Source organism: Bacillus sp. B19-2 (genome assembly GCF_022832475.1).
Classification (GTDB): Bacteria; Bacillota; Bacilli; order Bacillales; family Bacillaceae; genus Bacillus; species Bacillus paralicheniformis.
In genome coordinates this window covers 818,345-832,303 of sequence record NZ_JALHKQ010000001.1, presented here as the reverse complement: position 1 = coordinate 832,303, position 13,959 = coordinate 818,345, and the positions used below count along the sequence as shown (strand labels likewise).

Sequence of the window (13,959 nt, the reverse complement as noted above, 5' to 3'; positions counted from 1 at the left end):
GTTTTAAGGCAAGCGGCTTTTCAATCTTATTTTTTCACTTGGTTCATAACTTCTTCAGCAAAGTTTTCTTGGCGTTTTTCGATACCTTCTCCAACTTCGTAGCGGACGAATGTTTCAACTGTTGCATTTTTCGCAGCAACAACCTGTTTCACTTTTTCATCCGGGTTTTTAACGAATGCTTGATCAAGCAGGCAGATTTCTTCGAAATATTTGTTCAGGCGGCCTTCAACCATTTTTGCGACGATGTTTTCAGGCTTTCCTTCTTGAAGCGCCTGCTGAGTCAAGATTTCGCGCTCGCGGTTCGCTTCTTCTTCTGACACTTGGTCGCGGGAAATGAAGCGAGGGTTTACAGCTGCAACGTGCATCGCGATGTCTCTTGCTGTCTCTTCGTCAGTTGTGCCGTTAAGGACAGTTAATACGCCGATTTTCCCGCCCATGTGCAAGTATGCGCCGAATGCAGCGTCATCGCCTTTTGTCAGGAGAGCGAAGCGGCGAAGCGTGATTTTTTCTCCGATTTTAGCAACCGCGCTAGTGATGTATTCTTCTACAGTTGAACCGTTAGCCATTTTTTGAGCCATAGCAGCTTCAACGCTTTCAGGCTTTTCAGCAAGAATGTGGTCAGCCAGGTCGTTCAAAAGCTCTTTGAAGCCTTCGTTTTTCGCAACGAAGTCCGTTTCGGAGTTCACTTCAATAATCACGCCTGTGTTGCCGTCGGTTTTGATCAAAGTCAAACCTTCAGCCGCGATGCGGTCAGCTTTTTTGGCAGCCTTCGCGATTCCTTTTTCTCTTAGAAGATCGATCGCTTTATCCATGTTGCCGTCAGTTTCAGTTAACGCTTTCTTGCAGTCCATCATGCCTGCGCCAGTTTTTTCACGAAGCTCTTTTACCATTTGTGCAGTAATTGCCATTTTTGATTTCCTCCTTATATATCAAACAAAATATGTAAGTGTTGATCTGGTGAAAAAAAAGGTGATAAAAGGCAGACCCCCTTATCACCTTTTGACCAGGTTAAGCAGTTGTTGTTTCAGTTGTTTCTGCTTCTTTCGCTTCTGTTTCAGCTGCTTCTTCACCTTGTTTTGCTTCAAGGATGGCGTCTGCCATTTTAGAAGTCAGCAATTTAACAGCGCGGATGGCGTCATCGTTCGCAGGGATGACAACATCGATTTCATCAGGATCACAGTTTGTGTCAACGATTCCGATGATCGGAATGTTCAGCTTGCGCGCTTCTGCAACCGCGATGCGCTCTTTGCGAGGATCGATGATGAACAGTGCGTCAGGAAGCTCTTTCATATCTTTGATTCCGCCGAGGAATTTTTCAAGACGCTCTAATTCTTTTTTCAATTGAACGACTTCTTTTTTAGGAAGTACGTCAAATGTGCCGTTTTCCTGCATTTTTTCGATATCTTTAAGGCGTTTGATACGCTTTTGGATCGTTTCAAAGTTTGTTAACGTACCGCCAAGCCAACGTTGGTTGACATAGTACATTCCAGAACGTTCCGCTTCTTCTTTAACAGAGTCTTGAGCTTGCTTTTTCGTACCGACGAAAAGGATTTTTCCTCCGTCAGCTGCAAGGTTTTTCGTGAAGTTGTATGCTTCTTCAACTTTTTTGACTGTTTTTTGAAGATCGATGATGTAGATTCCGTTACGCTCCGTGAAGATGTAACGCTTCATTTTTGGGTTCCAGCGGCGCGTTTGGTGGCCGAAGTGAACACCGGCTTCAAGCAATTGCTTCATAGAAATGACTGACATGTGTTATTTCCTCCTAATATAATGGTTTTTTTCCTCCGCTTAGGTCATTTTTATGCAGGACTGCACGAGAAGCGCACAGCACCGCTTGCATAAATCGTTAAGCGTGTGTATTTAACACCAAGAAATAATATAACATAAGCTTTCTCGACAATCAAGAATCGTTTTTCAGCTTTCCGCGAAATTTTAAGAAAAGCTCGATTTCTGTTTTCCCGCTTTTCAGCTGTCTTGCGATTTCCTCCGGAGAGAGCCCCTTTTCATATAATGCGAGAGCTTCTTCTTCATAGGATACGGATGCTTCCTGTTCCTTTTGATTGAGCTCATCTTCTTCCTGCTCCACCTCATTGATCATCGCTTCGATGTGAAGCGGCAGATCGCGCGATTCGTCCGCTTCCGGAAGGGCGGGGGGTTGAGCAGGAATGTCAGGCTGTGTTTGCGCTCTTTGCGGCTCTTCTTCGGCATTCGCCCGAATCTCGCGAACGAGTTTTTCATTTTCGTCTTTTAGCTCCATCAAAAAAGCGGTCAATGTATTCTCGGTTTCTTCCAAAAGCTGTTTTTGCTCTTTCTCCGCGGCCTTAAAAGCGCTGAGCCTCGCATTCAGAATGATGACGAAATAAATCAATATACCGTGGAGCGTAAAGCTCACAAGCCATAATATTGTTGACATATTTTTCACTCGCTAACCATGAAATTTAATCAAAAAAGACTTCCCTGTCGGTCGCTTAAAAAATGCTGCCGGTTTCATGCCGGCAGCTTACATGTTATTGTACCACTTTATCGAGCAGATGCTTCAGTTTCAAAAGCGCCTTGGAGTGAATCTGTGAAATGCGGGAAGTCGACAAATTCAAAACCTGGCCGATTTCCGTCAGGGTCAGCTCTTCTTTATAGAATAAGCTGATCACGAGCTGTTCTTTTTCTGAAAGCTCGTTTATTTTTTCCGCAAGCTGGGAGATCAGTTCGTCTTTGAGCATTTTTTCTTCCGGCGTGCTCGTTTTGTCGTCCCTGATCATCACTTGGACGTTCTCCCCGTCTTCATGGTCATGAAGCTTCTCATCAATTGAAAGGAGATTCGCAAAGAAACCTTCATTGATTGTGGTCACGACGTCTTGCTCGCTCATTCCCAGCTCAGCGGCGATTTCGCTCGGCGAAACATTTCTTAAGTAACGCTGTTCGAGCTTTTCGATCGCAGCTTCCACTTTCTTCGTTTTTTCACGGGATGTTCTCGGAAGCCAGTCTTCTTTGCGAAGGCCGTCGATAATAGCGCCTCTGATTCTGAAGGAAGCGTATGTATCAAACTTCAAATCCCTTCCCGGATCAAATTTTTCAAGGGCGTCATACAAACCCAGCATGCCAAGGCTGACCAAATCGTCTTTATGAACGGACTTGGGCAAGCCGACGGCTATCCGGCCGACATGATATGTCACAAGCGGCATATAGCGGCGGATTAAATCATCGCCTGCCTGAGGATCTTTCCATTCTTTCCACCGCGACCAAAGCATCTGATCTTCATAGTTCAAGGATTGCATCTTTATCCCCCTATATTGCATATTAAATCGTCGTTACACCTTGTTTAACTGTCCGGATGACAAGTTCAGCTGACTGCGGATCGAACTCGATCGTTCTTCCGCTGTTTCCGCCTGTATCCTCGCTTACAATCGGAATGTTTAAGAGAGATAGATGTTTTTTAATCGCAAGCACATTTCTTGGCCCGACTTTCATCAAATCATTTGTCATCTTAAATTTAAACATTTCGGCTCCTCCGGCCATTTTCGCTTTCAAAGCGTATTTTCGGCATCCGGCTTCAAGCAGCATCTTAACCGTCGCTTCGACAGCTGTGTCCGCGTACTTTGCTACATTGATGTCCGGTGTCTTGGATAAGGAAGAGTCGGGAAGCATGACGTGGACGAGACCGGCCGTCTTCGCTTCCAAATCATAGAGCACGAGTCCGACGCACGAACCGAGACCCGATGTTCTGATCTTGTCGGGAGTGCGGACTATTTTCACATCGGCAATTCCCACTCTGATAATCGATGTTTCTTTTTCTAAGATTTTCATAGCGCTGCACCCAATGCATGAAAAAGCTTTTCAAAAGAATCATAGTCCGGCAGAAGGAACAAATGCGCTTTTACTTTCCGGTTGTGCTCCTCGTCAAAAATAGAGTTGTCGATCACGATAACCTGGTCTCCGACTTGGCTGAGCTCAATCAGCCCTTCGCTGATGACGGCTCCGAACATATCAAGCGTCAGTTCAGGGACGCTCGGGTACATTTGCCGGTTTGTCAAATCAGCGAGAGCGGTCAAATAAGATCCCGCCATAATATTCCCGAGTTCGTGCAGGGCGGAGGCTCCGATATCGTTCGGCGTCATGCTGTCAATCTCGAATTCCGGATTGCCGACAAGCTCCCTGATCAGCTGCTCGGCCTCTGAAAAAGGCATGATCACGAACATAGAACCGGGAAAATCCCCTTCCATGCGCAAAAAGATGCTTGCGACAGGAAGGTCTGCACCGCCGAATAGGTTGACAAGCTCATCAAACGACATCAGCTTGACAAACGGCACTTCCATTTCGATTTTCCTGTTCAGCAATAGAGCCAGGGCCGAAGCGGAATGACCCGCTCCGATATTCCCGACTTCCCGCAATATATCAAGATGCTCTTCTCTAATTCCGTTAAATACGCTCATCTTAGGCTCCTTATTTCTTCACATTTTCAGAAGCGGCGGCAAGGCTCGACTTCCGGTTTAAAACAGCTTCAGAGTCAATCAGATTGAGAAGTCTGGACCCTTGCTTGACGATACCTTTAATCCATTGCCTGCCGTCTTTTCCTACCGTTTCGGGAGCCGATTCAATTTCCTCTTCCTCGACGGTGATGACATCGTTCGCTTCATCCACCACCCAGCCGACTTCAATGTCCTGATGGGTGATGATGATGATTCTCGTTTCATCTGTAATCGTATCTCCAGGCGCTTCAATCCGCTTTCTTAAATCGATGACAGGTGTGACAACACCTCTCAAATTAATGACGCCGCAAATATACGGTTCCACTCCCGGCACCCTTGTTGGCTGCTGCCATTTTTCAATGGACATCACTTCGGATACAGAGATGGCATACTCTTTATGATTTACTTTGAACACAATCATTTTTTCACCGGTGGTAGTCTGTGTGGTCAAGAGGATCGCTCTCCTTTCGCTTTCTATTTGATAAGGGCGTTGCAGTCGATGATCAGGGCTACTTGTCCGTCTCCCAAAATCGTCGCGCCGGAAATGGCAAAGACGTTTGTTAAATAATCGCCGAGTGATTTTAGTACGACTTCCTGCTGACCGATAAAGGAGTCGACAACAAATGCCGTCAGCTTGTCTCCTTTTTTCACGACGATGGCGTGAAGCTGATCAAGATCATCCGACGAATCCTCAACATTAAACTGTTCTTTCAGGTAAACCACCGGTACGATATGGCCCCTGAAGTCGATCACTTCGCGGTCGTGCGTCTGAAGAATATCTTTCTTATCGATGACAGCCGTTTCTATAATAGAAGAAATCGGAATCGCAAACGTTTCGTTTTCAAGTTTGACTAACAGCACGGATATGATCGACAGTGTAAGCGGAAGCTGAATGGAGAAAAGCGAACCTTCGCCTTCGCTCGATTTGATGCTGACAGAACCGCCCAATGATTCCAGCTTGCTTTTGACAACGTCTAAGCCGACCCCGCGTCCTGAAATATCCGAGATTTGATCTGCTGTTGAGAATCCAGGTGCAAAAATGAGTGCGTCGATTTCATGATCTTCGATCGTTTCGGCGTCGCGTTCGGTAATGACGTTGCGTTCAAGCGCTTTTTCAAGCACCTTTTTGCGGTTGATGCCGGCTCCGTCATCCTCGACCTCGATAAAGACGTGATTCCCGCTGTGATATGCTTTCAGACGGACTTGACCCGTTTCAGGCTTACCGTTTTTCACCCTGACTTCAGGCGCCTCGATCCCGTGATCAAGGCTGTTTCTCAAGAGGTGGACAAGCGGGTCGCCGATCTCGTCTATTACCGTTCTGTCAAGCTCTGTTTCCGCCCCGAAAATCGACAGCTCGATCTTTTTATTTAATTCTTTTGTCAGCTGGCGGACCATGCGCGGGAAGCGGTTGAACACCGTTTCTACCGGAACCATTCTCATGTTGAGGATGATCGATTGCAAGTCGCCTGAAATTCTTGTCATCCGTTCGACGGTTTCTGTTAATTCGCCGTGTTCAAGCTCTTTGGCGATCTGCTCTAAGCGCCCCCTGTCAATGACCAGCTCCTCAAACAGGTTCATTAATGAATCGAGGCGGTCGATGTTGACGCGGATCGTCTTCGTTCCGCCGCCTGCTGCAGGTTTTGCCGCTTCTTTTTTGCCGTCCGGCTGCTTCGCCGGGTTTTTCTCCGCGTCTTTCGGTGCGGTTTCTTTTTCAGGCGCGACAGGCGCGGCTTCTTCCTGTGCCGAAAAATCGTTTTTCAGTTCGGTTACTTCTATTTTTTCGATTTCAGATACGCCGTTGATTTTGTTGAAAATCTCTTCTTCCCCGTGTTTGCTTAAAAAGCAAACGACGAATTCGGAATCAAAATCTTCCGATTCAAGGACTTCCGTTTCCGGAATCGTTTTGACGACTTCGCCGATTTCGTTCAGCTGCTCAAATACCATGTACACCCGGACGCCCTTCAACAGGCAGTCCTCTTTCAACGCAACATTGATTTCGTAACATTTAAAGCCTTGTTCCTCAGCTTCGGCAATGACCGTCCGCTGAAATTCGTCATAGGCCCATTTCGTTTCGGAAGATGCCGCTTCAGGCGCTTCTGCCGATGCAGCCGCCTCCTTGTTTGCACCTGTCACATCAAGCTTGGCGCAGACTTCGGAAACGTCTCTTTTGCCGTCGCCCCCTTCAATGATCGAAAGGACAATCGCTTCAAGGTCATCGAGCGCTTCAAACATGACGTCCATCCACTCTGACGTAATGGTCATTTCTTCATTCCGGATCGCGTCCAGCACGTTTTCCAGACTGTGCGTTAAATGAGCCATATCTTCATAGCCCATCGTAGCGCTCATCCCTTTCAAAGTATGAGCCGCTCTGAAAATATCATGGACAAGCTGCAGGTCTGTCGGATTTTTTTCGAGTTCGAGCAATTTTTCGTTACAGGTTTGCAAATGTTCTCTGCTTTCTTCAATAAAGACGTCTAAATATTGATTCATATCCATATGAGTCACGCCCTCTCTTTTTTCATATACGTCATAATGGCTGCGGCAATCTCATCAACATGCTTGATGTCGTTTGCAAGCCCGTTGTTAATGACCGATTTCGGCATTCCGAAAACGACGGACGACTCGGCCGCTTCGGCGATCACCGTTCCGCTTCCATGTTTCAAAAGGCCTTTTACACCTTCTGTACCGTCGCTCCCCATCCCCGTCATAATGACGGCGATTTTTTCAAACTCCCGAAGTGAGGCCAGGGATTGGAACAAGTAGTCAACAGAAGGCTTGTGGCGGCTTTCTGTGTCGCGGTCATCGAGTGTGATCACCAATTCGCCCTTTTCAAGGCCGACCGCCATGTTTTTCCCTCCGGGTGCAATGTAAACCCAGCCGTCTTTCGCTCTCTCACCGTTTTCAGCCTCCTTCACGGTTACTTCTGAGAGGTGGTTCAGCCTGTTCGCTAATGAAGCTGTAAACCCCTTTGGCATGTGCTGAACGACAAAAACAGGCGCCTTCAATGTTTTAGGAAGCTTGGGAAGCACTCTTTGCAGCGCCCTCGGTCCCCCAGTCGATGTACCGATGCAGACGAGCTGTTTTCCAGACTGAAAGCGGACTGAATCGCTGCCGCTCACTGGCGGCCGCTTCGCCGTCTCGATAGCGGGCTTTGCAATCGGAACAGGCCGGCCTTTCAGTTTCACCCGCCCCGCTGTCAACACTTTCTCAATCAGCATGTCTCTTACTTTATATAAATCTATTGAAATCGAACCCGACGGCTTTGCGACGAAATCGATCGCCCCTAGCTCAAGACATTCGATCGTGATATCAGCCCCCTGCTGCGTCAGACTCGATACCATGACAACCGGAAGCGGATCGCTAGCCATGATCCTTTTCAATGTTTCTTTTCCGTTCATCACAGGCATTTCAATATCCAAAGTGATCACATCCGGGCGGAGCTCCTTGATTTTTTGGAGCGCTTCCTCGCCGTTTCTTGCCGTTCCTGCTACAGCAATCTCGTGATTGGATGTTAAAAACTTGGTGATCATATTTCTCATAAAAGCAGAGTCGTCAACGACAAGAACACGAATCATAATGTATTGCCCCTCCTCAGGAATGAAGATAATTTATCGATAAAGGACCGGTTTTCGCCCATTTCCGTTCTGCCGTTATGAAGCAGCGATTCTGCCAGCAGGTAAACCGCCCTGCTCGGCTTTGAACGCGGGTTTTTTATCAGAAACGGCTGCTGCTCCACAACGGCTCTTGATACCAGGGGATCCTCAGGAATCGGCCCTGCATATGCAAGCTTTTGCTGTAAAAAAGCGTTTACCGTGTTGAAAAGGCGGAGAAAGGCAGAAATTCCGTCTTTTTGGGTTGTACAGCGATTGACAGCGACTTTCAGCTGAAGATCGCGTCCGGTTAATGCCAAATGCTTGATCGCGCTGTAAGCGTCCATGATGGATGTCGGCTCCGGCGTGGTGACGACCAGAATTTCATCCGCTGACAGGACGAATGGCAGCTGATCTTTTGACAGCCCCGCTCCCATATCAAAGATGACATAATCGAAGCTTTTCAAAGCCCGCGTTAATTCTTTCACAAAGAACGCCCAGTTTTCCCCGTTCAATTCGAACATCGCATTCAGTCCCGTTCCGCCCGAAATGTATTGAAGGCCACGCGGACCGGCTGACAAGGCACGTTCAAACGGCATTTTTTGCTGGAGGAGATCCATCACGGTGCAGAGCGATTGCCGGCCGATCAAAATATCGATGTTCCCCATACCGACATCAAGATCGATCAAAAGCACGCTCTTTCCTTTTTCTAAGAAGGCGAGAGCCGTATTCAGCGATATATTCGACTTCCCGACGCCGCCTTTTCCGCTCATAACAGCGAGCGTTTTCGCTTTTGGATGAGCGACAGGGGCGGGCGGTTCGGCGAAGCGCTGCTCCATCCGCCTTCGTAAGCTTTCTGCCTGATCCATGTTCAACACCCCGTAAGCAGTCTGACAAATGATGCATTTGACAAGTAGCGGATATCTTCCGGAACATTTTGTCCGTTTGTCATATAGCCGAGGCCGATTCTCGATTCGGCGAGCAGATTCATGACGCTTCCCAATGAATCGGTTTCATCCACTTTCGTGAATATCAACTGATCGATCGGAATGCTTGAGAACTGCTTAATGAGCTCCTTCATATCCTCGTACTTGCTCGTCGCGGACATGACGAGAAACGCCTGTATCTTACGCTCAAACGGAATGATTTCCTTCAGCTCCCTGACATATTGCCCGTCTTTGAAATTCCGGCCCGCCGTATCGATGAAGACGTGGTCAAAATCGGCGAACTTTTGCTGGGCCGCTTTAAATTCTTCTTTCGTGTAGCACACCTCGAGCGGCGCATTCAGAAGCTCGGCATATGTCCTGAGCTGTTCAACCGCTGCAATCCGGTACGTATCCGTCGTAATAAAAGCGATTTTTTTCTGCTTTTCCAGCACGGAAGTAGCGGCAAGCTTTGCCAATGTCGTCGTTTTGCCGACTCCGGTCGATCCGAAGAGCACGACATATTGGGAATGAATCGCCACGTCCTGTTCCCGATTATCGGGAAGAAGATCGGCCAAAGCATCTGTTAAGTGGGCCAGCGCCTTCTCATCCGTCCATTCTTCGCCATTTTTTAAAGAAGTGCTGATCAACCGGCCGAGCGCTTTCGTACGGATGGCCGGCGATACCCCCTGTTTTGCCAGAAGCTGGTCCGCCTTTTTCAGCGGCTCAGGCAGCACATCAACTGGCTGCTCATGATGCCGCATTTCCAGCAGTTCTTTCAGCTCTTTCACTTGGCTTGCCAAATCGAGGTGGTCCGGCTGCGGGACAGGCGAAGGGCTTTGTTCACGTAAAACAGGCTTTTGCCGCTCCGGTTTCCTTGCGTCGGAAAAGTCCTGGTCGACAACTGCAATCACTTCAACCCCGGCTTTTTTCACAAAGCCGAGAAATTTTCTCGTTTGAATTTTTTTAGAATTCAAGATTACGGCGTCATTCCCGAGCTCCTGTATAATTTGCTTTGTGGCTTCCTGCATAGAACCAGCTACAAATTTTTTAATTTTCATTGAATATCCACCACTCCGATGCTTTGAACTTCTACATTGGCTTCCAGTTCGTTATATGAAAGAACCGGCAGATCAGGGAAATAGCGCTCTAACAGCTGTTTGACATACATTCTGACAGGCGGCGAACATAGAAGGATCGGCACTTCCTGCCTTAATGAGAGCTGTTCGATTTCTCTTGCTACAGATTGAATGATATTTTCGGATAATGCAGGTTCAAGGGATAAAAAGTTGCCGTGTTCAGTCTGCTGAATCCCTTCCGCCACGGCCTTTTCGACGCGGCCCGAACACGTCACCACTTTCAGCGTCTCATTTTCCTTCGCATATTGGGCGGTGATCTGCTTGGCAAGCGCCTGTCTTACATACTCGGTCAGCATATCTGAATCAGTCGTCAGCTTTCCGTAGTCGGCCAGTGTTTCAAAGATTGTCACCAAGTTTCTGATCGATACTTTTTCTTTCAGAAGTTTTGCGAGCACTTTCTGAATATCACCGACAGACAGCGGATTCGGCGAGACCTCTTCGACCAGTACAGGATAAGATTCTTTCAAGTGGTCGATCAGCTGTTTCGTTTCCTGTCTTCCGATCAGTTCATGAGCGTGCTTTTTCACTTGCTCTGTAATGTGTGTCGACACGACTGAAGCCGGATCGACAACCGTATATCCGAGCATTTCGGCCTGATCTTTCTGAGATTCCGGAATCCATTTTGCCGGGAGGCCGAAGGACGGTTCGATCGTGTCAATTCCTTCAATCTGATCGTCTTCGCCTGTCGGAGACATCGCCAAAAAGTGATCGAGGAGAAGCTCGCCTTTCGCGACTTCGTTTCCTTTAATTTTGAGCCTGTACTCGTTCGGCTGAAGAGCGATGTTATCCCTGATTCTGACGACCGGAATGACGAGACCGAGTTCAAGCGCGAGCTGACGCCTGATCATGACGATTCTGTCTAATAGGTCGCCGCCTTGATTTGCATCTGCAAGCGGAATCAATCCGTAGCCGAATTCAAATTCGATCGGATCAATATCGAGCAGATGAACGACGCTTTCGGGGCTTTTTAATTCGTCCACTTCAGCTTCTTCCTCAAGGATATCCTCCACTTTTTCCTTCTCTTCACCGGCTTTGGAGAGCATATAGCCGCCGATGGCGAGAAGAAGAGCCAGAGGGCCTGTCAGGAGAATGCCGATCGGTGTGAAAATCCCGAGCAGGAAAATCGTTCCCGCCGTCACATACAAAAGTTTTGGATAAGCAAACAGCTGGCCTGTAATATCGTGGCCCAGGTTTCCGTCCGATGCTGCTCTTGTGACGACGATACCCGTCGCTGTTGAGATCAAGAGCGCAGGCAGCTGAGATACGATTCCATCGCCTACAGACAAAAGCGTAAAGTGTGAAGACGCTTCCTGAATGCTCATTTGTTTTTGCAGCATGCCGATGACAATTCCGAAAAGGACGTTAATGAGGACGATGATGATCCCTGCGATCGCATCCCCTTTCACGAATTTGCTCGCACCGTCCATCGCGCCGTAGAAGTCGGCTTCACGGGCCACTTTCTCACGGCGCACTTTCGCTTCCTGTTCGGTCACCATTCCGGCATTCAAATCGGCATCAATGCTCATCTGTTTCCCCGGCATGGCGTCGAGCGTGAATCTGGCAGCAACTTCAGATACCCGTTCCGCCCCTTTTGTTATGACGATAAATTGGATAATGATCAAAATGATAAAGACAACGAGACCGACCAAAACATTTCCGCCGACAACGAAAGACCCGAACGTCTCGACTACTTTTCCCGCATCTCCGTTGGACAGAATCGAACGTGTCGTCGATACATTCAGCCCGAGGCGGAACAGCGTCAAGAGGAGCAGCAAAGAAGGAAATATCGAAAATTGCAGCGGTTCTTGCATGTTCATTGTGGTGAGAAGCACGATTAACGCAAGAGAAATATTCACGATAATTAAAACGCTCAACAACCAAGGTGGAAAGGGTATGATAAGCATTGCCACAATGAGGACAACGCCTGATAAAACTGATAAATCTCTTGCTGACATGCTGTTTCTCTCCTTTTAAAACTGAAAAATTCACTAGATTTTTTGCTTTGTTTTGTAAACATAAGCCAGGATTTCGGCTACGGCCTTAAAGAATTCTTCCGGAACGGCCTGGTCAATCTCAACCTGGTCATAGAGCGCCCTCGCCAAAGGTCTGTTCTCGACTGTCATGACATCGTGTTCTTTGGCGATCTGCCTGATTTTCAGAGCCATCAGATCGACCCCTTTTGCGATGATAAACGGCGCATCCATTTTGTTTTCGTCATATTTCAGCGCGACGGCGTAATGGGTCGGGTTCGTGATGATGACATCCGCTTTTGGCACTTCCTGCATCATGCGGCGCATCGCCATTTCCTTTTGCTTCTGCTTGATCTTCGACTTAATCAGAGGATCGCCTTCGGTTTTTTTATATTCGTCTTTAATGTCCTGTTTTGACATGCGAATATTTTTTTCATAATCAAATTTTTGATAGAGGTAATCGAGCACCGCGAGAAAAATCAGGGCGACTGCAGCGGAAACCCCCATTAAAAAGGTGAGCCAGCCGACATATGACAAAGCCTCGCCCGCGGACAGCGCCGGGATTCTGAGAATTTTGTCAAAGTTCAGCCAGAGAACGGTGAATGTCACACCGCCGACAATCACGATTTTTAAAATCGATTTAAGCAGTTCAACGATCGCTCTGATGCTGTAAATCCGCTTGAATCCTTTAAGCGGGTCAAGCTTTTTCAAATCAGGCTTGATCGCTTCTGGGGCAAATAAAAACCCGACTTGCAGATAGTTGCTCAAAACCCCGGAGACGACGGCTGTCAGTAAAAGCGGTGCCATGATGAAGCCCGATTCAAGCACAAGACTTTGAAACAGGCCGGGAATATTGGCGACTGACACCTTCATCGTGATCAACTCTTTGTAATACTTTTCGATCAGGGCGAGCAGGCGGTCTCTCATAAAAGGTCCGATGAATAAAAACGATAAAAACACGATAAGAAGCGTGATCGCTGTATTGATATCTGCGCTTTTGGCAACCTGCCCTTTTTTTCTGCTTTCCCGCCGTTTTTTCGGCGTCGCTTTCTCCGTTTTCTCACCTGCGAAAAATTGCAAATCCAACGTCAGCTTCATCATGCCACCCCAAGCAAAGTTAATAGATCTCTCATTGTCCGAATGGCAAATTCGAAGACGTGCTGCATCATGCTGAACATAACGGCCATGCAGATGATGAGCATGATAAAGGTGATCGCGATTTTCAAAGGAAGCCCGACGACAAACACGTTGAGCTGCGGCACCGTTCTCGCCACAATCCCCAATGCCAGATCGACTAAAAACAAACAAGCCACAACAGGCGCAGACAATTGAAATGCTGTTATAAACATCGTGTTGAAGCTCTTTGCAATAAACTCGGCAAATCCTTCGCTTCCAAACGACAGCGCCATCTTGTCGACCGGGATGTATTGATAGCTGTAATATATCCCGTCAAGCAGGAGATGGTGCGCATTCAGGCTCAGCATGAGAAGCAGCGCCATCGTGTATAAAAACTGGCCGACAAGCGGGCTTTGCGCCCCTGTCTGGGGATCGATCACATTCGCGACCGCAAATCCCATTTGAAAATCAATGAATGAACCGGCGATTTGAACGGCCGAGATCATCATATAGGCGATCAGCCCGAGCAGAAGCCCGATCAGCGCTTCCTTCATGGCCAACATCATGTAAACTCCGTCAACATCAAGCTGAGGAGGCTTTTCAATCGCCTGAAAACTGACGAGCGCAAGAAAAAATGCAAAACCTATTTTATGAACGGCCGGAATTGTCCGATAAGAAAATAGAGGCACCGTTACATAGAATGCTGTGATTCTGACAAATACAAGTAAAAAGGCTGGAAATGATTCGATTATTGACAT

General features: G+C 47.6%; 14 protein-coding genes. All 14 read right to left on the bottom strand.

Annotated elements, in window-relative coordinates; translation table 11 throughout:
* Positions 1-26 precede the first annotated feature (26 nt).
* Positions 27-908, bottom strand: coding sequence for a translation elongation factor Ts (gene tsf, locus MST20_RS04335; protein ID WP_243940320.1), 882 nt, complete (start codon positions 906-908; stop codon positions 27-29).
* Positions 909-1,008: 100 nt separating this feature from the next.
* Positions 1,009-1,749 (bottom strand): 30S ribosomal protein S2, encoded by a 741-nt coding sequence (gene rpsB, locus MST20_RS04330; RefSeq protein ID WP_243940318.1) that lies wholly within the window; start codon positions 1,747-1,749, stop codon positions 1,009-1,011.
* Positions 1,750-1,900: 151 nt separating this feature from the next.
* Complete coding sequence (locus tag MST20_RS04325; protein ID WP_243940317.1) at positions 1,901-2,413, bottom strand: DUF6115 domain-containing protein; 513 nt, start codon at positions 2,411-2,413, stop codon at positions 1,901-1,903.
* Between the two features lie 94 nt (positions 2,414-2,507).
* Positions 2,508-3,272 (bottom strand): FliA/WhiG family RNA polymerase sigma factor, encoded by a 765-nt coding sequence (locus MST20_RS04320; protein ID WP_003181822.1) that lies wholly within the window; start codon positions 3,270-3,272, stop codon positions 2,508-2,510.
* Between the two features lie 22 nt (positions 3,273-3,294).
* Positions 3,295-3,801, bottom strand: coding sequence for a chemotaxis protein CheD (locus MST20_RS04315; RefSeq protein ID WP_003181820.1), 507 nt, complete (start codon positions 3,799-3,801; stop codon positions 3,295-3,297).
* Entirely contained in the window at positions 3,798-4,427 is a 630-nt protein-coding gene (locus MST20_RS04310) for a chemotaxis protein CheC (protein WP_003181818.1), read from the bottom strand. The genes MST20_RS04315 and MST20_RS04310 overlap by 4 nt, the downstream gene beginning before the upstream one ends.
* Positions 4,428-4,437: 10 nt before the next feature.
* Positions 4,438-4,914 (bottom strand): chemotaxis protein CheW, encoded by a 477-nt coding sequence (locus MST20_RS04305; RefSeq protein ID WP_003181816.1) that lies wholly within the window; start codon positions 4,912-4,914, stop codon positions 4,438-4,440.
* Positions 4,915-4,937: 23 nt separating this feature from the next.
* The gene (locus MST20_RS04300; protein ID WP_243940314.1) at positions 4,938-6,959 is read right to left on the bottom strand and encodes a chemotaxis protein CheA; all 2,022 of its coding nucleotides are present in this window, start codon (positions 6,957-6,959) and stop codon (positions 4,938-4,940) included.
* A gap of 5 nt (positions 6,960-6,964) precedes the next feature.
* On the bottom strand, positions 6,965-8,038 hold the full coding sequence (locus MST20_RS04295) for a protein-glutamate methylesterase/protein-glutamine glutaminase (protein ID WP_243940312.1): 1,074 nt from the start codon (positions 8,036-8,038) through the stop codon (positions 6,965-6,967).
* Positions 8,035-8,922: a MinD/ParA family protein gene (locus tag MST20_RS04290; protein ID WP_243940310.1), complete on the bottom strand. Its 888-nt coding sequence runs from the start codon at positions 8,920-8,922 to the stop codon at positions 8,035-8,037. Before MST20_RS04290 ends, MST20_RS04295 begins: the two co-directional genes overlap by 4 nt.
* Before the next feature lie 2 nt (positions 8,923-8,924).
* Positions 8,925-10,037 carry a flagellar biosynthesis GTPase FlhF gene (gene flhF / locus MST20_RS04285; protein ID WP_243940308.1) on the bottom strand — a complete coding sequence of 371 codons (1,113 nt, stop codon included), beginning with the start codon at positions 10,035-10,037 and terminating at the stop codon, positions 8,925-8,927.
* Positions 10,034-12,070, bottom strand: a complete 2,037-nt coding sequence (flhA, locus tag MST20_RS04280) for a flagellar biosynthesis protein FlhA (protein ID WP_065644141.1) — start codon at positions 12,068-12,070, stop codon at positions 10,034-10,036. The genes flhF and flhA overlap by 4 nt, the downstream gene beginning before the upstream one ends.
* 33 nt (positions 12,071-12,103) lie before the next feature.
* Positions 12,104-13,183 (bottom strand): flagellar biosynthesis protein FlhB, encoded by a 1,080-nt coding sequence (flhB, locus tag MST20_RS04275; protein WP_065644140.1) that lies wholly within the window; start codon positions 13,181-13,183, stop codon positions 12,104-12,106.
* On the bottom strand, positions 13,183-13,959 hold the full coding sequence (gene fliR, locus MST20_RS04270) for a flagellar biosynthetic protein FliR (protein WP_043926383.1): 777 nt from the start codon (positions 13,957-13,959) through the stop codon (positions 13,183-13,185). Before fliR ends, flhB begins: the two co-directional genes overlap by 1 nt.

Excerpts from the sequence above, each read along its gene's own strand:
- tsf (WP_243940320.1), bottom strand. The coding sequence starts at position 908 with ATGGCAATTACTGCACAAATGGTAAAAGAGCTTCGTGAAAAAACTGGC.
- rpsB (WP_243940318.1), bottom strand. The coding sequence starts at position 1,749 with ATGTCAGTCATTTCTATGAAGCAATTGCTTGAAGCCGGTGTTCACTTC.
- MST20_RS04325 (WP_243940317.1), bottom strand. The coding sequence starts at position 2,413 with ATGTCAACAATATTATGGCTTGTGAGCTTTACGCTCCACGGTATATTG.
- MST20_RS04320 (WP_003181822.1), bottom strand. The coding sequence starts at position 3,272 with ATGCAATCCTTGAACTATGAAGATCAGATGCTTTGGTCGCGGTGGAAA.
- MST20_RS04315 (WP_003181820.1), bottom strand. The coding sequence starts at position 3,801 with ATGAAAATCTTAGAAAAAGAAACATCGATTATCAGAGTGGGAATTGCC.
- MST20_RS04310 (WP_003181818.1), bottom strand. The coding sequence starts at position 4,427 with ATGAGCGTATTTAACGGAATTAGAGAAGAGCATCTTGATATATTGCGG.
- MST20_RS04300 (WP_243940314.1), bottom strand. The coding sequence starts at position 6,959 with ATGGATATGAATCAATATTTAGACGTCTTTATTGAAGAAAGCAGAGAA.
- MST20_RS04295 (WP_243940312.1), bottom strand. The coding sequence starts at position 8,038 with ATGATTCGTGTTCTTGTCGTTGACGACTCTGCTTTTATGAGAAATATG.
- MST20_RS04290 (WP_243940310.1), bottom strand. The coding sequence starts at position 8,922 with ATGGATCAGGCAGAAAGCTTACGAAGGCGGATGGAGCAGCGCTTCGCC.
- flhF (WP_243940308.1), bottom strand. The coding sequence starts at position 10,037 with ATGAAAATTAAAAAATTTGTAGCTGGTTCTATGCAGGAAGCCACAAAG.
- flhA (WP_065644141.1), bottom strand. The coding sequence starts at position 12,070 with ATGTCAGCAAGAGATTTATCAGTTTTATCAGGCGTTGTCCTCATTGTG.
- flhB (WP_065644140.1), bottom strand. The coding sequence starts at position 13,183 with ATGAAGCTGACGTTGGATTTGCAATTTTTCGCAGGTGAGAAAACGGAG.
- fliR (WP_043926383.1), bottom strand. The coding sequence starts at position 13,959 with ATGTCAATAATCGAATCATTTCCAGCCTTTTTACTTGTATTTGTCAGA.